This window comes from Cohaesibacter marisflavi (assembly GCF_900115225.1).
In the GTDB taxonomy this organism is placed as follows: domain Bacteria; phylum Pseudomonadota; class Alphaproteobacteria; order Rhizobiales; family Cohaesibacteraceae; genus Cohaesibacter; species Cohaesibacter marisflavi.
Genome location: NZ_FOVR01000013.1, coordinates 69,555 through 89,053, shown reverse-complemented (window position 1 = coordinate 89,053; position 19,499 = coordinate 69,555). Strand labels below are relative to the sequence as shown.

Here is a 19,499-nt window from a genome sequence, read left to right as displayed (position 1 = left end):
GTGAACCGAGTTTTCGGCCACCGACAGGTTGACATTGCCAAGCGCCTGTAAGCCACCAAAGCGTTTATTGACATCTTTGACTTCAAGAATGCCCATGTTTGTTGTCTCCATCAGGCCACGTGAGGCTTCGGTTTGGGGTGATGCTCGGTGTCTTTGGACGGACCTTTCGGCTCCTTATCGCGCTTGATCCAGTTGCGCAGTCTCTGCCCACCTTCGATCAATCCACCGGGAAGGAAAATAACCACCAGCATGAACAACAAGCCCAATGTCAGATGCCAGCCCTTGCCGATGAAGGGGTGCATCAAAAAGACAATGGTGTCTTCAAGGCCATCAGGAAGAACCGCGAACCAGCCATGCAAAACGTTGTCGTTGATCTTTGAGAAAATATTCTCGAAATATTTGATGAAGCCCGCGCCAAGGACTGGTCCCATCAGGGTTCCAGCCCCTCCCAGAATGGTCATCAGCACTACTTCCCCAGACGCGGTCCATTGCATGCGCTCGGCACCAGCCAGAGGATCCATCGCCGCCAGCAAACCACCGGCCAGACCGGCATACATGCCCGATATGACGAAGGCAGCAAGCGTATAGGGCCGCGTATTAAGGCCGGTATAGCTCATACGCGTCTGATTGGTCTTGATCGCCCGCAGCATCAGACCAAAGGGCGACCGAAAGATTCTGAGGGAAATATAGAAGACGATGATCGCAATGATGGCGCAGAAATAGTAGCCATTGCTGAAGGTAAACTGCCACCCTGCAAAGTCCACTTTTGTGGCTTCGTTCATGACGATACCAAAGAAGTGCGGCGACGTCGGGCCACCTTCCCCCATCAAGACTTGAGGATCATCGCCATAGACCTGAAGACCGGTTTCCCCGTTGGTGAGCGGCGTAAGAACCGAATAGGCCAGATTGAAAGACATCTGAGCCATGGCCAATGTCAGGATCGAGAAATAGATGCCCGACCTGCGCAGGGAAACATATCCGATCAACAAGGCAAACAGCGCTGACATGATCACCGCAAGGATCAGTCCCGGCAGCACATTGTAGCTCAAAAGCTTATACATCCAGACGACGGAATAAGATCCGACACCAAGAAAGGCCGCATGACCGAAGGACAGATAACCCGTCAGGCCAAAAAGAATATTGAACCCGATTGCAAAGATGCCGTAGATGGCAAATCTCTGCATGAGATCAGGATATCCGGCATTGAACTGCGCCAGCCCCGAGCCTTCGGGAAATGGCTGCAGCAATATCGGTGTCGCCAAAGTCAGAAACATGACGATGAGGAGAAAGGTTGTGTCTTTCTTGCTCAAACCCAGCATGGCTTATTCCTCCATCACGCCTTTTCGTCCCATAAGACCGCGCGGGCGGGTCAAAAGGATGATAATTGCAACTAGATAAATGATGATCTGGTCGATCCCGGGTATCAGCGACTTGACTTCGTTCATGGAAGCGAAGCTCTCCAGAATGCCGAGCAGGAAGCCGGCCAGCACCGCACCGGGCAGCGAGCCCATGCCGCCGACAACGACCACGACAAAAGACAGCACCAGGAAGTCCATGCCCATATGATAGTTGGGCGAGTTGATCGGCGCATACATGACACCGGCAAGACCGGCAACAGCCGCCGCCATGCCAAACATGATGGTGAAGCGCTTGTCGATATTGATGCCCAGCAGACCAACGGTCTCGCGATCAGCCATACCCGCACGAACAACCATGCCGAATGTCGTAAAGCGCAAGAAGGCAAACACGGCGCTAACGATCACGGCGGAAAACACAAAGTAGATCAGGCGCCAGTAGGGATAAATAATCGTATTCTCGGCAAAGCCGATCATGACGCCAAAATCAAGCGACCCCTTGAACGCCGCAGGCGCAGGCGTCGGAATCGGATTGGCCCCGTAGAAATATTTGACAATCTCTTGAATTACGATGGCGAGGCCAAAGGTCACCAGAATCTGGTCAGCGTGCGGGCGCTTGTAGAAATGTTTGATCAGCCCGCGCTCCATCGCATAGCCGATAAATAGCATCACGGGTATCGCAAACAGGATCGCCAGCGGCACCGACCAGTTGATAATGGCATTGCCCGCCGCATCGCCAAACCAGTCCACCACATAAGGCGTATCGACCTTCAGCGGATTGCCCAGAAAGTCTTTTTTTGTCGGATCCACGACCGTGAAAGACAGCGACAACAGTCTTTGCAGCGTAACGGCGCAAAAGGAGCCGAGCATAAACAGGGCACCATGAGCGAAGTTAACCACGCCCAGCGTGCCGAAGATGAGTGTCAGTCCCAGAGCGATCAGAGCATAGGCACTGCCTTTATCCAAACCGTTGAGAATCTGAAGAATAATTGCGTCCATTGAGAAGCCTGCATCGATAAACCGTGCGTATGAATTGCGTCGGTTCTGTCCAAATCAAAAAGATGGCCGCACCACGATTTTGTGGCACGGCCAGAATGGTCGTTCTGATTATGCGCCGGCGTTGCAGGTGCCAAGCGATGCGTCATCGCCCCCGAACATCGGATGGTTCGGCGGATATGTGACATGATCAACCGGAGTGACTTCAACAATTTCCAGCGTGTCATAAGCGGTTGTCGGGTTCTGCGCACCACGCACGACCAGCACATCCTTGAAGCACTGGTGGTCTTCCTTGCGATACATGGTCTTGCCGTTGCCCAGCCCGTCAAACTCGAAGCCTTCCAGCGCTTCAGCAACACCGCACGGATTAAAGGTACCGGCACGTTCGCAAGCATCTGCATAAAGCAGAACCTGTGCGTAGCAGGTCTGAGCGGAGTTGGACGGCGGACGGCCATATTTCTCGCCGAAGGATTTCACAAAGGCCTTGGAGCCTTCATTCTGCAGCTGCCAGTTATAGTTCATCGACCCGAGCACGCCCTTGATGTTGTCGCCAGCACCCGCGGCCATCAATTCAGAATAGAGCGGAACGATGATCTTGAAGTCCTTGCCATTGACCATCTTGTCGAGCAGGCCGAACTGCACCGCATTGGTCAGAGAGTTGACCATGTTGCCGCCATAGTGGTTGAGAACCAGAACATCTGCGCCAGCATTGATCACCGGAGCGATGTAGGACGAGAAATCTGTCGTGGCCAGCGGCGTCAACACGTTATTGACGGTTTTCCAGCCCATGGCCTCGGTGGCAGCCTGCATGGATTCCTGCTGGGTCCAGCCCCAGGTATAATCAGCAGTCAGATGATAGGCATTGCGATCCGTGCCAAGTTCCTTGGCCAGAATCGGAGCCAGCGCCGCCGCCGACATATAGGCGTTGAAGAAGTGGCGGAAGCCATTGGCTTTGCGGTCTTTGCCGGTGGTATCGTTGGAGTGCGTCAGGCCAGCCATAAAGATGACGCCAGCTTCCTGACAAAGCCCCTGAACAGCAACTGCCACGCCCGAAGATGATCCGCCGTTGATCATGATCGCACCGTCTTTTTCGATCATGGAACGGGCAGAAGCGCGAGCCGCATCCGATTTTGTCTGCGTGTCACCGGTGACGAATTCAACCTTCTTGCCCAAGATGCCATTGCCCTTCAATGCCTTGGAGGTGAAGGTATTGAGGCAACCGCCGTCGCCTTCGCCATTGAGATGCTCCACGGCAAGCTTCTGCGCCAGAAGCTCATCGGCACCTTCATCGGCATAAGGGCCGGTTTGCGGTACGTTAAAACCAAGTGTCACGGTGGAGCCCATCGGCGCATTGGTAAACGCGTTTGCTCTGCTAGTAAAAATGGTTGGCATGGCCAAGCCGGCACCGACGAATGCACCGGTCTTGATCAAACCACGACGTGAAATCGTAAGTTTGGTCATAAATTCCTCCCAAAGAAAAATAGGTGGCCAACTCTCCTCAAAGCGGCCGTCCCGTAGCCACTCTCCTCAAAGCGGCCACGGCGTCTAACTTAGACTAAGTAAACGTACTGAGAGTTTGATTAGAGATACCATAGTACTTTTGTTCATCAGCCAAATGACTTAATAGTATTTATATTCTATTATTGGAAACAAATCAGTCATTTAACCAAATTTAACCGCTAGCACAACACTCGTTTATACATCGAATTGATCATATATTCTTATCAATCATACAGACATAAAAATCTAAACAGATTAGGAAACACTTTTACTCAAACATAACCAGAAAAATCACACATAAAAACAACAAGAAGGCTTCTTATCCGTCTCCCAAATCTCCATTTATTATTTCGAAGTAATGCTACAATAACTACTTTCATGAATCGCCTTGACCGATCTTCAAACAGCACACCGCCCCAAGGCCCGCCAAACGCATTGAGGAACACACAGAGTGTGCGGTCGATCCCCCAAGAGCGACTCAAGCGAACAGCCCCTATCACCTAGATGCACACAGCGCTTATCAGGTGCGGCGATAGCAATTTTTTACCCTCGAATGGCAAATGAGTCTCGTTGACACATTATGCGTCAAATCAATAAGTTATACTTATTCAAAGGTCTTTCATCAGGCCTTGGTTATCCAGAAGAAGCCACGGGAGAGTTGAGCCACAGGCTCCTCTTTGACAAGGCTGCACAGACCCTGTTTCGGAGCCGGTTATCCCGCGTGCTAAGCGAGAATACCAGACACAACCCGGCTCCTTGGTCCGTGCCCCGAGGCACAAGTTGGTGGCACCCAAGCGATAGCCAAAACCGAGAGACCTAATCCGCCGCGCATGCCAGTCAAGATTCGGCGTCCTTGCGCGCAAAAAGGCTGTCGCCTATCCGCTTCGTCGATCGTAAAAATTGAAATGAGGGCCCCATGGCAACAACAGAACAGATCAAGGAGTTTGGCATCGTTGGGGCTGGCGGAGCAGGCTTTCCCACTTATGTGAAACTGGGCAGCGAAACGGAAATATTCATTGTCAACGCAGCCGAATGCGAACCGCTGTTGCACAAGGACAAAGAGCTGCTGCGTCTAAAAAGCGAGATTTTCTACAAGGGGCTTGTAACCTGTCTGGATCTAACCGCCGCCCAGCGGTGCATCATCGGGGTCAAGGCGAAATATACCGACCTGATTACCCATCTGAAAGAAACCAATCCAGCACCCGACCGCATCGAAATCATGGGCCTGCGTGACTTCTACCCCGTAGGAGATGAAATCACCCTCATATATGAAACAACCGGTCGCATCGTTGCCCCCAGAGCCCTTCCTAGCAGCCAAGGGGTTATCGTCAACAATGTGGAGACGATCTACAATATCGGCCTTGGCACGCCTCTGGTGACCAAATTCATCACCGTTGGCGGCGATGTTCAACAGCCCGTCTCGGTGGAAGTACCCATCGGCATGCCCTTCCGCGAAGTGATTGCTCTGGCCCACCCCAATCTGAAGGGCGCAGATCTCGCCCATATGGAAGAGGATTTCGCCGTTATCGTTGGAGGCCCCATGATGGGCAAACTGGCGACCAGCCTTGATGAGCCGGTTACCAAGACCACTGGCGGCTTGTTGGTTTTTGCCAAAGACCATCCTCTCATCCAGCGTTTCGAAACGGCAGCGCAGGAAAAGCGGGTCAAACGGATCGGCAAATCCGCCTGTGATCAATGCTCCATCTGCAGCGAGCTCTGTCCGCGCCATTTGCTGGGTCATCCGGTCGAGCCCCACAAGGCCATGCGCAACTTGATGTTTTCGTCCTTCGCCGAGGGGACAGATCAGACGCTTGCCATTCTGCCGAACACGCTGGCCTGCGCAGAATGCAACCTCTGCACCCTCGTCTCCTGCCCTGAAGGGCTTTATCCGGCACAGGTTACCATCGCGAGCAAGAAACAGTCTATGGCCGCCAAGGCCACTCTTGACGCGGCCAACGAGGACAACGCCCATCCGCTGATCGACTATCGCCGCACGCCGGTGAAGAAAATCATGACCCGGCTGGCGCTCGATCGCTTCCAGAACAAAGGCGCCCTATCAGCCTTCGCCCTTCATCCCAAACAATTGACCATCCGCACCAGTCAGCATATCGGCGCCCCGGCCACGCCCATGGTGACAACAGGCGACAAGGTCACCCGATACCAGAAGATTGCCTCGGTCGGAGACAAGCTGGGTGCTGAAATCCACTCCCCCGTTGATGGACAGATAACTGCGGTCAACGATAGGGAAATTGTTATAGCCCCCTTTGCCTGATCCCTGATCGCTCGGTTGCAGGAAACAACAAACAGAACAGTAGAAAACAAGGAATGCCTTCATGCCACTCGCCATCGGAATTTTGGAACTCTCCAGCATTGCAGCCGGATATCTGGTACAGGACGGCATGCTCAAGGCAGCGGATGTGAAACTGCTGGTCGCCCGGACCATCTGCCCGGGCAAATATATGATCGTGGTTGGAGGCAATGTCTCTGCAGTCCAGACCGCGCTCGATACGGGCGAACGCCTTGCTGCAGGCTTTCAGGTGGACAAGATATTCCTGCCTAACGTCGATCCGCAACTATTCCCGTCCCTGACTGGATCAGTCGAACTGCCGCAAACCAAAGGCAAAGCCCTCGGCATCATCGAGACCTTTTCCTCGTCAAGCATTGTATGGGCAGCCGACGCTGCGGCCAAAGCAGCCAATGTCACGCTTCTCAGAGTTCATATTGCCATGGCAGTCGGCGGCAAAGGCTTCCTCCAGCTCTGCGGCGATGTTGGCGCCGTCAAAGCCGCCGTTGCAGCAGGCATAGAAGAAATCAAGGATGCCGGCATCCTTGTCAATCATGTGGTCATTTCCAACGCAGCCGAAGAGCTGTTCAAAGAATATGTCTAGCCGCAACCTGCCAAGTGTCTTACATCAACCATCGGTGAACTAGAACGAGCATGTCTCTCATTCCATCCAGAAAGGATGATCTGGATGGAAGGCTGTGCGGACGTGCCTTCTCTTTCTGCGTTGCCTCCAAGAGGATAAAAATCATCTGGCATCGCCGTAGTCATCGGTTTGATGATAAAAGCTCCAGATGACAATTGTCATCACGTCCCCGATCTGCCTACACTTATCCATGAGCGCCTGCCCGCTGGCTGATTTGCCTATAAGCCAGATCTTATAAGAGCGTTCAGCGCCCTATACTCAGGCGCAATAGCAAATCTTATTACTCTTTTTTCCAAGTAGTATTGATCATCATGGACCATAGCCCCCACAAGCCCTTTCTTGACAAACTGACGCCGAACCAAAATGCAAAATTCCTTCAAGAAGCGATCGAGACCCATCCCGAGCACTTCCCCAACAAGGAAGCGGCACGGGATTTCTTTCTTCAGATCATTTTCCCACCTTCCATGCGCTGGGCATTTATTTCGACAGGCAAGAATGCCTCAACCTCGGTTCTGAACTGGCTATTTGAGCAAGAATTCGGCGTGCCGCTCACGGTCAAGGCAGAGCATCCCATAGACATCAATCCGGCCTCGGAAATCCACACTCTGCCAATCTATGGCATATTCTCCCGCGCTCTGTTGCAGGGCTATAATATGGAGCATTTCAAAGCACCTGAGCGTTCCATGGAGCGCCTTTGCGTCGTGCGCAATCCCTTCGAGCGTGCAATATCGGCCTTTCTCTATCTTTGCAAATCGCAAAAGCAGGAGAGCCGCTGGTTCGCGCCAGATCGCTTCAAGCTCAATGCCTTCTTCCGTTTCGATTGGGAAAAAGACATGAATACGCCCAAAGGCTTTCTGCTTTTTCTCAATTACATCCAGTGGCAAATCGAGCTTGAAGGTGCCGACGCCGTGAATGGTCATTGGCAACCGCAATATACCTTCATCAAGCCCGATCTCTTTGAACCAACGATCATCGGACGGATGGAAGATATGGATAGCTTCTATGCCGAAGCTTCAGAGAAAATCGGATTTCCAAGCCCACTGAGCCCGAAACAGAAAAACGCCCAGACAACGCCAGCCCAAAAAGCCGACCTTTTTGCACTCTATGACAGCCCGGAAGCCCGCGATCTTTGCAGCCAGATCTACAAGCAGGATTATGAGCATTTCGGCTATTGAATGGTCAGATCCGCCCCTTAGCCTTGTCGTGAGATATCCAAGACGTCCCGCATGCAAAAGGCCAGACACTTGAAGCGAAAGAAGACATCTTGAAGAAGCTAATCATACATATCGGTGTTCACAAGACCGGGACGACCTCCTTTCAGCGTCTGCTGCGGGCAAACCAGAAGCATATGATAGAAAACAATGTCCGACCGATCTTCGAACTGGACCGCAATAGGGCTCGCCGCTTCAACTTGTTTGATCTCTCCCATCTACATTTACGCGCGTGCCTCAAAACAGGCGCACGTCTGAGGGGCCAGATTTCAGAATTACAAGAGCACGAAAAAGCCACCTTTGAAGATAGCTTCGCAAAGGCCGTGAATACCCATCCGGAAGATACCCTCATTGCTTCGGCAGAAGTCTTTTGCTTTATGCGCGAGGAAACGGAAAAGGAAAAGCTGTCAGCCTTCTTTGCCAAGTTGGACAGAAAAGTCGAGATTCTGCTTGTTTTGCGAGATTTGACCAGCTGGAAGCAAAGCTGGGAAAACCAGTTGCAGAAAGATCCCAAAGTTGCCCCTCTGTTAAACAGCTTTCCAGAAGAGGAGCGTATCAACGCTGACTGGTATTATGACACCGAAAGCATTTTGAATTTTTGGCAGGATTTGGGAAAAGTCCACAAATTTCAATATGAAGATCACGACGATATCTGCGAACCGCTGGTGAATTTTCTCGGTTTTACAATGCAGGAGCTAAGAGACGTAGAGCGGCTCAACAAGCGAAAAAACCTGGACGCGCCGACGGATATCCAATCCCGGTAGAAACAGAAAACGCCCCTTTGCCAGAAACACAAAGGGGCGATCATTTTTCAAATAGCAACCCTGCCACAAGCGCGGCAAGGCTGGTTCTGTCTTAGTAGACGGTTACGTCAAAGCCGAACCATTTGATGGACAGATCCTTGATGGTGCCGTCATCGCGAGCAGAAGCAATGGCCTTGTCGAACATGGCCTTGAGGTCGTCGGAACCCTTGCGCATACCGATGGAGCTGCCTTTGCCCAGAATACCACCCTGGAAACGTGGGCCAGCCAGAACCATGCCTTCGTTAGCCGGGTCTTTCATCGCCGTGGAGATATAGGCAGTAGACGCCATGATGGCATCAACACGGCCGGACATCAGATCGAGATCATGTTCCTGCGTTTTGCCATATTCGCGGATTTCAGCCACGTCAGCCAGATTTTCCTGCAAAAAGCGCTCTGCGATAGCGGAAGACTGAACGCCAATGATTTTGCCTTCGAACATCGGCTTGATTTCTTCGATGGCTTTTTTGGCTTCTTCCGGTTTGGAAGCGAGCGGGAAGACAGTGCCTTTGAGCGGCAGATCCACAAGCTCGGAATCTGACAGAACGCCGAAGGTCTGACCGGTAGAACCGTAAGGAATCGAGAAATCGATCACTTCAGCGCGCTTAGCCGTTGCAGACATACCGGACATGATAACGTCGAACTTGCCAGCATTCAGCGCAGGGATAATGCCCTTCCAGGACTGGACAACCCATTCACATTTCACGTCCATGCGCTCGCACAGAATGTTGGCCAGATCAATTTCAAAGCCTTCCAGCGTGCCGTCAGCCTTGGTGGAGTTCCACGGAGGAAAGGCGCCTTCGGTGCCCAATTTGACAGTTTTCCATTCTTTTGCCATCGCAGGGCCAGCCACCAGCATTGCTGCGGTCATAGCCACCCCGAGAAGTCGAGTCCAGACTTTCATTTCAGTTTCCCTTCTGTTGTGATTCCCGACCATCTCTAGCGGAGAGTCGGAGCTTTTGACTGCCGCCGTTAGCCGGCAATAAATTTCTGAAAACGCTCATTGCTCATATCGTTAAAGAGAGCATCAGGGCTCCCCTCGGCATCGATCTGCCCCTGATGCAGGAAGACGACGCGGTTCGACACATCCCGGGCAAAGCTCATTTCATGGGTCACGACCAGCATGGTACGGCCCTCTTCAGCTAGCCCCCTCATCACGCGCAGCACCTCACCGACCAACTCGGGATCAAGCGCCGAGGTCGGTTCATCAAACAGCAACACATCTGGATGCTGGGCCAAAGCACGCGCAATGGCGGCACGTTGCTGCTGCCCACCGGAAAGATGGGAGGGGTAGAAATCCCGTTTGTCGGCGATACCGACCTTGGCGAGAATATCCTGTGCTTCCTCGATGCAGTCTTTTCTGTCGCGTCCCTGCACATGGATCGGCGCTTCGATCACATTCTCCAGAATGGTCTTGTGAGACCAAAGATTGAAGGACTGGAACACCATACCAACACGGGTCCGCAACCGGTCCACCTGCTTGCGATCAGCCGGTTTAACGACGCCCTTGCGGTCGGTCACCAGCTTGATGGTTTCCTCGCCAACAGTCACGGTGCCTGACGTCGGGGTTTCAAGCATGTTGATACAGCGCAACATGGTGGATTTGCCCGAACCGGACGAGCCGAGAATAGACACGACCTCGCCCTCGTGGGCCTTCATGGTAACGCCCTTGAGCACTTCGAGATCACCGAAATACTTGTGCAGATCGGTCAGGCTGACAGCCACAGGGCTGTTTTGAGAGGCAGAACTGGTCACGAGATTTCTCCAGCAGATTCATTTTCAAGGGCAAGCACTTTGGTAATGCGAGGCTCGCGCAAATGCGGCGTCAGCTTATATTCAAATGCCATGATGATGCGGGTGAGGATAAAGTTGATTGCCAGATAGATAGCACCGGCGACCACAAAGACCTCAATCACCCGATAGGTCTCGGAAACCAGCTTGGCGGCAAGACCTGTGATTTCCATGATGGTGATAATGGACGCCAGCGAGGTCGCCTTGACCATCAGGATCAGCTCGGTGCCATAGGCCGGCAGAGCCTGACGGATGGCCAGCGGCAAGACAATGCGGCGGAACAGCTTGAAGCCCGACATGCCACAAGCGCGCGCCGCTTCCACCTGCCCATGAGGGACAGACAAAAGCCCGCCACGAATGACCTCACTGGCATAGGCCGCCGTGTTGAGCGTCAACGCGATGATGGCGCACCAATAGGGATCACGCAGGAAAGTCCAGGCGAAGGAATGGCGTACGGCGGGAAACTGGCTGAGCCCGTAATAGATGAGGAACAGCTGCACCAGCAGCGGCGAGCCTCGGAATACAAACAGATAGCCCCGCGCAAACCAGTCTAGCGGGCGAATGCCCGAGAGTCGCATCATCGCCAGCCCTAGAGCGATAAAAGCTCCAAGGAAGGTGGAAAGAAACGCCAATTGCAGAGTAAGCGGAATGCCGGGGATCAGGGTGACCAACGACTCCCAGAAAAATTGCATATCCATCAGCTTCTTCTCACCCCTTTATTGAACCGTTTCTCGGCCGTGTGAAAGCTGATGCTCGAGATGGTGGTGATGCAGAGATAGAGAATGGCGGCTGCAAAATAGAAATCGAACGGCTGCCGCGTCGAGCCTGCCCCCACTTGACTTTGGCGCAGTAGCTCCACAACGCCGGTAACAGAGACCAGCGCGGATTCTTTCAGCACGATCTGCCAGACATTACCAAGACCGGGCAACGCATGACGCAAAACCAACGGAGCGACAATACGGCGAAAGCGCATGGCGCGCGGCATGCCACAAGCGACGGCGGCTTCAATCTCGCCTTTCGCAACAGCGCGATAGGCCCCGCGGAACACTTCCGTATGCTGTGCGCCTGATGTGATGCCGATAGCCATCGCGCCAGCCAGAAAGCCTGGCAGCCCGATAAAGCCGTCCGAGCCGAACAGGCGGCCCAACCATGTGAGAAAGGCGCTGCCACCGAAATAGAACAGATAGATGACCAGCAGATCGGGGATACCACGCAACACGGTGGTGTAAATATCTGCAATGGTGCGCGTAAACCGGTTGCCCGATATCTTGGCCCATGCGGCAAAGGCGCCAAAGCAGGCGCCAATGGAAAAGCCACAGAGCGCCAGTGCCATGGTGACCAGCGCCCCCATGAGCATGAAGGCACCCCAACCACCTTCACCAAAGCCCATCAGTTGAAAAAAGCTCACTGGTTTTAGTCTCCTTGTCGGGACCCCGTCGCAGATTGATAACGGGATCGGGAAAAAAGGATTGAGACAGTGACCTGCCTATTCCTTGGTTTCAGGCAGCTCCGGATCGCAATCATCCGGGATCGGGTTGATGAAGGGTCGGCCGTTGAGCTTGTCAGCGAAATCTACCTTGGCAGCCTCGATCTTGGCCGGATCAAGGAACAGTTCACAAGCCGTTGCAGCCATGATCTTGGCCGTATGCTCCATACCCTTGTGTGCGGCGGGCGTCTTGCCCTGTGCCACCAACTGCCAGGAATGGCCCGGAGTGCCCACGGCATAAGTTGCCCCGCGCATCTGAACGGTCGGAACCACCCAGCTTACGGTGCCCACATCAGTCGAGCCGACATGACGTCCGTCGCCGGAGTTAAGCGGCGTAATGCTCTCGCACAGAGGTTCATCAAATCGTGGTTTGAGCCCAAAGCGTTTATATGCAGCTTCGATATCTTCCTTTGACAGGGTTGCCTGAATTTCGCGGGCAAAGTCCTTGTCTTCTTCGGAATATTGCGGAGGACCAAGGCGTTCCAGCATCTGGTGCATCAGCTCTTCAAGCGGATCATTGCCAATCAGGTTGCCATCACCGGAAACGATCACGCTTTCCACAGAGGTTTCCGTCATCAACGCTGCCCCATCGGCGACCTTTTTGACGCGTTCGACCAAGGCCTGCATGTCCGGCAATTCACGATCGCGCACCAGATAGCGCACGACGGCGCGTGGCTGCACGACGTTTGGCGCAACACCGCCACTATCGATCACCGCATAATGAATGCGGGCAGTAGAGGCCATATGTTCACGCATATAGTTCACACCAACGCTCATGAGTTCAACGGCGTCAAGCGCGCTGCGTCCCAGCTCGGGAGAGGCCGCAGCATGAGAGGCGCGCCCTGTGAAAGTAAAGATCAGTTCATTACAAGCCAGCGAGATAGGTTTGTTGACGCCAGCAAAGGGGGCCGGATGCCAGCAGATGGCGACATCAACATCCTCAAACAGCCCTTCGCGCACCATGAAGCCCTTGGCCGAGCCGCCCTCTTCTGCCGGACAACCATAATAGCGCACACGCCCCTTTATGCCCTTTTCCTTCAGCCAATCCTTGACAGCCGCCGCAGCAAGCATGGAGCCTGCGCCGAGCAGATTGTGCCCGCACCCATGACCATTTCCGCCTTCTTCGATTTCCCGGCGTTCTGCAACACCATGTTCCTGACTAAGGCCGGGCAGCGCATCATATTCGCCCAGAATGGCAATCACCGGTCCTTCACTGCCAGCTTCAGCCATGATGGCTGTTGGCATTCCCGCAACGCCAGCCTCAGCCTTGAACCCATGCTTTTCCAGCATAGCCATATGCTCGGCAGCGGATCTGTCCTCTTTGAAACAAAGCTCGGGCGTCTCCCACACCCGATCCGACAAGCCGCAAAAGTCTTCGGACAACTCGTCGACACGAGACCAGATTTCGTCGCTATTCTGCATTGGGGATACTTCCTTCGAACCTTACTTAAAAAACGCATTCTTATAAATTCGCAAAACCAAATCTAATAAACCCATGAGATTAAACATTATTGCGAAATTGGCACCAATATTGAACACAATTTTTAGGGTTGCGCAATCTCTGTGCATGGTGAAAAATGAGGCAAACGGGATTCTGATGCGAATTTAATCATTTATGACCAGAAGAGTGGTGGATAGATTTGAGAAAGAAGAAGTCCAGCAAAGACCTGATAGACCTTCTGACCGCAGATATTAGCGCGGGTGTGTTCTCGCCGGGCAGCTGGTTGAAGCAGATTGATCTTCAGCGTCGCTATGAAGCCAGTCGCTCGGAAACAAGAAAGGCGCTGGAGACGCTCTGCAATAAGCGCATCGTTCGTTATGAGCCAAACCGGGGCTACTATGTGCATCATGCCGATGATGTCTCGACGGATGAGGTGCGGGACATCCGTATTATGCTCGAAACATCGGCTGCAGAATTCATGGTAAAGCAGGTTACCGATGAGCAGATCGAAGACTTGTACCAGTTGGCCCAGCGCTTCATGGATCAGATTCGCGAACACAAGATCACGGAAATCTACGAAACCAACATTGCCTTTCATACTGCATTGCTGGCCACCTGTGGGAATGCCAGCCTCATGGAACTGGTCTCCGACTTGCGCTTGCGCATTCCCCCTGCTCCGGCTTCGCAATGGTCCAGCTATGCCCGCATAGAACAATCGGGCAAGGAGCATTTCGCTATGGTCGATGCTCTGGCGGAAAAAGATGCCGATCGTCTCAAGGCGATTATTCGAGCCCATATTGATCAGGCCAGCACAGAGAACTAAAACGAGATTGGATCTATTAAAACCCGCGTCTGGTAGTGAGTCATTTTACGCTATCTAGGATGAAAGTATAAGATACCGCTACCCATCCCGTTTGATGTAAGATAAGGTTATCTTTTCAAGACCACCCCCCTGTTTTTCTTTCGAACCAAATTACAATGAACACAAATTTCACGATCATCGGTGGCGGCGTGGTTGGCATGTCGCTCGCTTGGGGGCTGCTCAAGCATGGCCACACGGTTGCCATACTCGATGGGAGTGATGGCTCCTTCCGGGCAAGCCGGGGCAATTTTGGGCTGATATGGATTCAAGGCAAGGGCGCCAAGGCCCCCCATTATGCCAAATGGTCCAGACTGTCCGCTTCCCTTTATGCCGACTTTGCCGATGAACTGACAGAAGCCACGGGCATTCCTCTTGGCCTTGAGCAGAATGGCGGTTTTGACTATCATTTCAGCGAAGAAAGCCTGCAAAAGACCGTGCAGTCCTATGAAAGGCTGAAACAGGAATTTGACGGCGACTACCCTTTCGAGATTTTGTGCGGCGAAGATTTACGCAAAGAAGAGCCAACACTCGGCCCGGATATTGTGGCCGGAATCCTGCACCATGACGATGGCCATTTAAACCCGCTCAAACTGTTACGCGCCCTGCAACAAGATGTGCAGCAAATGGGTGGCACCTACTTGACCAACCGACATGTTGTGGATGTTTCCAAAACCGATCATTTCACCCTGACATGCGCCGACAATGAGACGTTCCACTCGGAGCGGGTCATCCTCGCTGCGGGGCTGGGCTCAAGGGATCTTGGCCCCAAGATGGGCTTTGTTGCACCTCTGGAGCCAGAAAGAGGCCAGGTGCTCATCACCGAAAAGCTGCCCCGCATGATCAATCGGCCATCCGTTACCGCACGTCAGGTGGATGAAGGCGGCATACAGATCGGCGCAACAAACGAGCGGGTCGGCTATGATGATGGCACCACGATAGACGGCATAGCCTTCCTCGCAGCAGAAGCCATCAGAACCCACCCTTTCCTTGCTAAGACAAAATTGGTCAGAAGCTGGGGCGCTCTTCGGGTGATGTCGAAGGATGGCCTGCCCATTTATCAGCAAAGCCAGTCCATGCCCGGTGCCTATCTTGTAACCTGCCATAGCGGCATAACACTCTCCGCCGTTCATGGAAAGCTGCTGCCGAGCTGGTTCGACCAGAAAAATGACGCGCCAAATTTGGAGAAATTCAGTGAAGACCGCTTCAGGCTTTAACTCCCTTGAGGATGCTTCCGGGGCCAGCCAATCCCTTGTGCCCGTTCGTTTTGATGGTCAGGACTATATGCTGCCCGAAGGGGCCAATCTTGCAGCCAGCCTTTTGACTGCCGGGGTTTCCGTCTTCCGCAACGCACCAGCCACAGGAGCACCGCGCGGCCCTTTTTGCATGATGGGCGTCTGCTATGACTGCCTTGTCAATATAGATGGCATCACGCAACAGGCCTGCCAGACCAGCGTTGAAGCCAACATGAATGTCTGCAAACCGGCAACGCCGGCCGATCTGAATACGGAAGATGACCATGCTTGATACCGAACTTGCCATCATCGGCGCCGGTCCTGCCGGTATGGCAGCAGCCATCGAGGCAGCCAATTGCGGCATCGCCTCTGTGCTCATTGATGAACAACAAAGCGTTGGCGGCCAAATCTACCGTGATGTCGAGCGCGTCGCCCCTCTGCGTGGCGCGATGCTTGGGCAAGACTTTCTCGATGGCCTGCCTCTGGCTGAAGGCACGCATAGTCCCCTTATCACCCATCTAGCGGGTGCCGTTGTCTGGCAGGTCGAAAAGGATGGAACGATCACCTGCTCCGTCAAAGATCAAGCCCGCCAGATCAAGGCGCAGCGTATCCTCATAGCAACCGGCGCAATTGAACGTCCCATGCCGTTGCCGGGCTGGACCATGCCCGGCGTGATGACCGTGGGCGCAGGCCAGATACTGCTCAAACAATCCGGCCTTATTCCCAACAAGGCTGTCCTTATCGGCTCCGGCCCCTTGCTCTATGTTCTGGCAAGCCAGATGCTCAAGGCCAAAACGCCACCGCTAGCCATCATCGAAACCCAGACCATGGGCGATTTGACAAAGGCCATGAAGCATATCGGCGGCGCTTTGCGTGGCTGGCGCTATCTCCTCAAGGGCACGAAGCTGCTGTCCGCTCTCAAAATGGGCGGCGTTAAGCGCTACACCGGTGCCAGCAACATTCGTCTGGAAGGCGAAGGGGCGGTTGCAAGCGTCAGCTTCCAGTGTGGTGCCCGCTCCCATACGATCCCTTGCGACACGGCCCTGCTGCATCACGGCGTTGTACCGAATGTCCAGATTAGCCGCGCCCTGCAGCTGGACCATCATTGGGATGCACAGCAAGCCTGCTTCAGCCCTTCTCTGGATGAATGGGGCAAAAGCTCTGAAGCAACCATCTTTATCGCGGGCGACGGAGCTGGCATAGGTGGAGCCAAGGCAGCCGACCTTTGCGGCCGGATTGCCGCGCTCAAGTTGGCCTCCGAGTTGGGAAAACTGGACGAAGAGAACCTCCAGCAAAGGGCTGCCCCCCTCAAGAGCGCTCTTTTGAAAGAGAATGCCGCTCGCCCCTTCCTTGACCGCGCCTATCCACCCTTTAAAGACGCACAATCGCCACAGGACAAGACAATCGTCTGCCGTTGTGAGGAGGTTACCGCAGGGGAGATCCGCAAAACAATTGCCCTTGGCTGTCAGGGCCCCAATCAGCTCAAGGCCTTTTTGCGAGCTGGTATGGGCCCTTGTCAGGGACGAGGATGTGGACTGACCATCTCAACGCTCTTTGCCGAGCAAACCGGCAAGTCGATGCAGGAAATCGACTATTTCACCATCAGGTCGCCACTCAAACCGATCACTCTGGGCGAGCTGGCTTCCCTCAAACAGAAAGATGTCGAACGGCTCTTCTAGGCGCCCTCCCTGAGCCCCTCCACCCATGCAGCAATCCCCATATTGCCCCCGCACCTTCACGCCCGCGCCGTATCGCGAAGAAAACATGAGCGAAAACATCCTGAGAGGGTTGTTTCTCTCCCGGTAAACGACCAGATAATGCATCTACTTACCTCCCAAGATCAAAGGTATATTCATGTCGGCACCGAGAGAAAAAAAAGACAAATCAGGCAACAATTCCCCGTTAACCGCACAGGAAAGAAAAGATGTGCGCGATCATCACAGCCTGAGTTCGGTCTCTGTTTATGCTGTGGTCCATCGTGAAGGCACGGAAGAGCTCAACCGGCCAGCAACATCTTTGTGGTGGTCAGGCGTTGCCGCAGGCATAGGCATCTCAACGTCAGTCATGGCTGAAGGGATACTGCACAAACTGTTCGAAGGCTCACCCCATCAATTTGCTATAGAAAATCTTGGCTATACGGTCGGGTTTGTGCTGGTCATTCTCGGACGGTTGCAGCTATTTACTGAAAACACCATCACGGCAATTTTGCCTCTTCTTACGCACAGATCCCTCAATATGCTCTGGAGCACTTTGCGCATTTGGGCAATCGTATTTATCGCTAACCTGTGCGGGACTTTCCTTGCTGCGTCATTGGGGCATTTCGTCGGAACCATTCCACCTGAATACGTGGATGGAATGGCCGCTGTCTCGCACCATTATGCCAATCTGGAATTATCACAAGCCTTTTCCCTGGGCATCACGTCGGGCTTTCTTGTCGCGGCAATTGTATGGATGATCCCTTCCGCACGCGGAGCCGCATTTCTGGTGATCATCATGTTCACCTATCTCATTGCAATCGGCAATTTCACGCACGTTATTGCAGGCTCTACCGAGCTTTTCCTTTTGGCGATGCGCGGCGAAGTCGGCCTCTCGCAAGCAGCAGCCCTTCTGGTATGCACGCTTTTGGGTAACATCGCCGGAGGTACCGGATTGTTTGCCCTGCTGGCCTACGGCCAGGTCGCACGCGAATTGGAATAATGCAACGGACCTCCGATAAAGAAAATCGCGAGAGTCATGAGTGGCGGGCCCTTTTGGGCGCGCCAATATATTCTTAATTTACATTTTTAAACACGGAAATACCAGCTAATCACTCCTTTAGGAAGCTGCGCCAACTGCCAATTGAAGTTATATTTTCAGCATCCTCCGCGCCAGTAGCCTCGCAGATGAAGCCACAAACCTCCTCCCCGCTTTCCAGTTCCACCTTGCCGAGGCTCAATGGCGCCGGAATACCCGCGAGAAAGGACCCCAGCTCGGCTAACGGCATGGCCCAGACCTCGACAGCGATACCGTTTACCTGCTTTTCCGTTGTCCGGATCATTCCCGGGCGTTTGACGCCTTCCCCGGCCAGCGCATAGAAGCGATAGTAAGGCGCCGACATCGTCCCTCTATCAGATTAGCGCTCCTGTCAGTCAGTTGCCAGTTGAGAGGCAAACCCTTGAGGTGAGCTCCACAGACCGCAAGTTTGGCATATCCATCAAGAAGGTCGGTGACGGGCTTTCTTTGAGGAAGCTGCCATGAGGTTGCTCCAAGCGTCCGCTCGCCGGCAGCTTTCAGACAGGCTGACAGCGAAGCGAACAGGGCGTCCTTGCCAGAGCTGGCCAACAGGGTGATGCTACCGGGGCGCCCATCCGACCGCGCGGAGATTGGCACTGCCAGCCCGCACATGTCCAACAGATTGACGAAGTTGCTGTATGTACCAAGGTTGGAGTTTGGCGTAACCGGGTCGCCCTCATTCGGCAATCGGATAGAACGTCCCGATTGCTCTGTATAATCCCGGTGGCGTAACCAGCCCGTCACTGTGATGAAAGCCAGAAAATTCTAATTCCCGGCGGTCCGAACTTGGGGCTCACAGCAAAGTGGGACGGGCTCTACCAAATTCTGGAGGAGTTTTGGGGCGCAAGTCACAAAACACATTCAATGATATGCCGGAAGGCCAATCTCATGATCACATCTTCAGCAAGATAAGAAACCTAATAGAGATGGTGGTCATCATACCAGTGGGAAAAAGGCAGCGGGTGAAGATTGAAGATAATGGATTGCTGCCTGCACTACTTGGAAACTCAACCCTCCATTCCAAAGAATGTTGGGGAGCGTTGGTTGCGGGGGTAGGATTTGAACCTACGACCTTCAGGTTATGAGCCTGACGAGCTACCGGGCTGCTCCACCCCGCGTCAACTTT

19 protein-coding genes and 1 tRNA gene are annotated in these 19,499 nt (G+C 53.6%); 9 read left to right on the top strand and 11 right to left on the bottom strand.

The features are described from left to right. Positions 1 to 110 precede the first annotated feature (110 nt). The 3 genes from BM258_RS19690 to BM258_RS19680 form a co-directional block, all read right to left on the bottom strand. On the bottom strand, positions 111 to 1,319 hold the full coding sequence (locus BM258_RS19690; protein ID WP_090074950.1) for a branched-chain amino acid ABC transporter permease: 1,209 nt from the start codon (positions 1,317 to 1,319) through the stop codon (positions 111 to 113). Positions 1,320 to 1,322: 3 nt separating this feature from the next. After that, the gene (locus tag BM258_RS19685; RefSeq protein WP_090074949.1) at positions 1,323 to 2,354 is read right to left on the bottom strand and encodes a branched-chain amino acid ABC transporter permease; all 1,032 of its coding nucleotides are present in this window, start codon (positions 2,352 to 2,354) and stop codon (positions 1,323 to 1,325) included. A 108-nt stretch (positions 2,355 to 2,462) separates the two neighbouring features. Further along, the gene (locus tag BM258_RS19680; protein ID WP_090074948.1) at positions 2,463 to 3,812 is read right to left on the bottom strand and encodes a substrate-binding protein; all 1,350 of its coding nucleotides are present in this window, start codon (positions 3,810 to 3,812) and stop codon (positions 2,463 to 2,465) included. Positions 3,813 to 4,767: 955 nt separating this feature from the next. On the opposite strand from BM258_RS19680, the gene BM258_RS19675 reads away from it, so the two are divergent. The 4 genes from BM258_RS19675 (at position 4,768) to BM258_RS19660 (ending at position 8,753) form a co-directional block, all read left to right on the top strand. Then, entirely contained in the window at positions 4,768 to 6,123 is a 1,356-nt protein-coding gene (locus tag BM258_RS19675; protein WP_090074947.1) for a 4Fe-4S dicluster domain-containing protein, read from the top strand. A gap of 61 nt (positions 6,124 to 6,184) precedes the next feature. Then, a complete protein-coding gene (locus BM258_RS19670) occupies positions 6,185 to 6,739 on the top strand; it encodes a BMC domain-containing protein (RefSeq protein ID WP_090074946.1) in 555 nt (184 codons plus the stop codon). Between the two features lie 350 nt (positions 6,740 to 7,089). After that, on the top strand, positions 7,090 to 7,953 hold the full coding sequence (locus BM258_RS19665) for a sulfotransferase family 2 domain-containing protein (RefSeq protein WP_139229333.1): 864 nt from the start codon (positions 7,090 to 7,092) through the stop codon (positions 7,951 to 7,953). An 89-nt stretch (positions 7,954 to 8,042) separates the two neighbouring features. Next, entirely contained in the window at positions 8,043 to 8,753 is a 711-nt protein-coding gene (locus BM258_RS19660; protein WP_090074944.1) for a hypothetical protein, read from the top strand. A gap of 91 nt (positions 8,754 to 8,844) precedes the next feature. Here BM258_RS19660 and BM258_RS19655 read toward each other — a convergent pair whose 3' ends face one another. The 5 genes from BM258_RS19655 to BM258_RS19635 form a co-directional block, all read right to left on the bottom strand. Beyond that, entirely contained in the window at positions 8,845 to 9,693 is an 849-nt protein-coding gene (locus BM258_RS19655; RefSeq protein WP_090074943.1) for a transporter substrate-binding domain-containing protein, read from the bottom strand. A gap of 68 nt (positions 9,694 to 9,761) precedes the next feature. Next, positions 9,762 to 10,544, bottom strand: coding sequence for an ABC transporter ATP-binding protein (locus BM258_RS19650; protein WP_090074942.1), 783 nt, complete (start codon positions 10,542 to 10,544; stop codon positions 9,762 to 9,764). After that, positions 10,541 to 11,278, bottom strand: coding sequence for an ABC transporter permease (locus BM258_RS19645; RefSeq protein WP_090074941.1), 738 nt, complete (start codon positions 11,276 to 11,278; stop codon positions 10,541 to 10,543). The genes BM258_RS19650 and BM258_RS19645 overlap by 4 nt, the downstream gene beginning before the upstream one ends. Then, on the bottom strand, positions 11,278 to 11,970 hold the full coding sequence (locus BM258_RS19640; protein ID WP_090074940.1) for an ABC transporter permease: 693 nt from the start codon (positions 11,968 to 11,970) through the stop codon (positions 11,278 to 11,280). The genes BM258_RS19645 and BM258_RS19640 overlap by 1 nt, the downstream gene beginning before the upstream one ends. A gap of 96 nt (positions 11,971 to 12,066) precedes the next feature. Continuing rightward, on the bottom strand, positions 12,067 to 13,488 hold the full coding sequence (locus BM258_RS19635; RefSeq protein WP_090074939.1) for a M20 family metallopeptidase: 1,422 nt from the start codon (positions 13,486 to 13,488) through the stop codon (positions 12,067 to 12,069). A gap of 218 nt (positions 13,489 to 13,706) precedes the next feature. Here BM258_RS19635 and BM258_RS19630 point away from each other — a divergent pair, with 218 nt between their 5' ends. From BM258_RS19630 to BM258_RS19610, 5 genes are all read left to right on the top strand, one after another. Beyond that, positions 13,707 to 14,330, top strand: coding sequence for a GntR family transcriptional regulator (locus BM258_RS19630; RefSeq protein ID WP_244544781.1), 624 nt, complete (start codon positions 13,707 to 13,709; stop codon positions 14,328 to 14,330). A 155-nt stretch (positions 14,331 to 14,485) separates the two neighbouring features. Beyond that, positions 14,486 to 15,583 (top strand): NAD(P)/FAD-dependent oxidoreductase, encoded by a 1,098-nt coding sequence (locus BM258_RS19625; RefSeq protein ID WP_090074938.1) that lies wholly within the window; start codon positions 14,486 to 14,488, stop codon positions 15,581 to 15,583. Then, the gene (locus tag BM258_RS19620) at positions 15,561 to 15,893 is read left to right on the top strand and encodes a (2Fe-2S)-binding protein (RefSeq protein ID WP_244544780.1); all 333 of its coding nucleotides are present in this window, start codon (positions 15,561 to 15,563) and stop codon (positions 15,891 to 15,893) included. The genes BM258_RS19625 and BM258_RS19620 overlap by 23 nt, the downstream gene beginning before the upstream one ends. Continuing rightward, entirely contained in the window at positions 15,886 to 17,280 is a 1,395-nt protein-coding gene (locus tag BM258_RS19615; RefSeq protein ID WP_090074936.1) for an FAD/NAD(P)-dependent oxidoreductase, read from the top strand. Before BM258_RS19620 ends, BM258_RS19615 begins: the two co-directional genes overlap by 8 nt. 247 nt (positions 17,281 to 17,527) lie before the next feature. Further along, positions 17,528 to 18,298, top strand: coding sequence for a formate/nitrite transporter family protein (locus BM258_RS19610; protein ID WP_210186818.1), 771 nt, complete (start codon positions 17,528 to 17,530; stop codon positions 18,296 to 18,298). 109 nt (positions 18,299 to 18,407) lie between these two features. Here BM258_RS19610 and BM258_RS19605 read toward each other — a convergent pair whose 3' ends face one another. From BM258_RS19605 to BM258_RS19595, 3 genes are all read right to left on the bottom strand, one after another. Continuing rightward, positions 18,408 to 18,698, bottom strand: a complete 291-nt coding sequence (locus BM258_RS19605) for an allophanate hydrolase-related protein (protein ID WP_139229331.1) — start codon at positions 18,696 to 18,698, stop codon at positions 18,408 to 18,410. Beyond that, positions 18,635 to 18,985 (bottom strand): allophanate hydrolase-related protein, encoded by a 351-nt coding sequence (locus tag BM258_RS25120; protein WP_407062738.1) that lies wholly within the window; start codon positions 18,983 to 18,985, stop codon positions 18,635 to 18,637. Before BM258_RS25120 ends, BM258_RS19605 begins: the two co-directional genes overlap by 64 nt. A 429-nt stretch (positions 18,986 to 19,414) precedes the next feature. Further along, positions 19,415 to 19,491: transfer RNA gene (locus BM258_RS19595), tRNA-Met, on the bottom strand. Between the last annotated feature and the right edge of the window lie 8 nt (positions 19,492 to 19,499).

Excerpts from the sequence above, each read along its gene's own strand:
- BM258_RS19615 (WP_090074936.1), top strand. The coding sequence starts at position 15,886 with ATGCTTGATACCGAACTTGCCATCATCGGCGCCGGTCCTGCCGGTATG.
- BM258_RS19625 (WP_090074938.1), top strand. The coding sequence starts at position 14,486 with ATGAACACAAATTTCACGATCATCGGTGGCGGCGTGGTTGGCATGTCG.
- BM258_RS19665 (WP_139229333.1), top strand. The coding sequence starts at position 7,090 with ATGGACCATAGCCCCCACAAGCCCTTTCTTGACAAACTGACGCCGAAC.
- BM258_RS19690 (WP_090074950.1), bottom strand. The coding sequence starts at position 1,319 with ATGCTGGGTTTGAGCAAGAAAGACACAACCTTTCTCCTCATCGTCATG.
- BM258_RS25120 (WP_407062738.1), bottom strand. The coding sequence starts at position 18,985 with ATGTGCGGGCTGGCAGTGCCAATCTCCGCGCGGTCGGATGGGCGCCCC.
- BM258_RS19685 (WP_090074949.1), bottom strand. The coding sequence starts at position 2,354 with ATGGACGCAATTATTCTTCAGATTCTCAACGGTTTGGATAAAGGCAGT.
- BM258_RS19640 (WP_090074940.1), bottom strand. The coding sequence starts at position 11,970 with ATGGGCTTTGGTGAAGGTGGTTGGGGTGCCTTCATGCTCATGGGGGCG.
- BM258_RS19675 (WP_090074947.1), top strand. The coding sequence starts at position 4,768 with ATGGCAACAACAGAACAGATCAAGGAGTTTGGCATCGTTGGGGCTGGC.
- BM258_RS19645 (WP_090074941.1), bottom strand. The coding sequence starts at position 11,278 with ATGGATATGCAATTTTTCTGGGAGTCGTTGGTCACCCTGATCCCCGGC.
- BM258_RS19655 (WP_090074943.1), bottom strand. The coding sequence starts at position 9,693 with ATGAAAGTCTGGACTCGACTTCTCGGGGTGGCTATGACCGCAGCAATG.
- BM258_RS19635 (WP_090074939.1), bottom strand. The coding sequence starts at position 13,488 with ATGCAGAATAGCGACGAAATCTGGTCTCGTGTCGACGAGTTGTCCGAA.
- BM258_RS19605 (WP_139229331.1), bottom strand. The coding sequence starts at position 18,698 with ATGTCGGCGCCTTACTATCGCTTCTATGCGCTGGCCGGGGAAGGCGTC.
- BM258_RS19670 (WP_090074946.1), top strand. The coding sequence starts at position 6,185 with ATGCCACTCGCCATCGGAATTTTGGAACTCTCCAGCATTGCAGCCGGA.
- BM258_RS19680 (WP_090074948.1), bottom strand. The coding sequence starts at position 3,812 with ATGACCAAACTTACGATTTCACGTCGTGGTTTGATCAAGACCGGTGCA.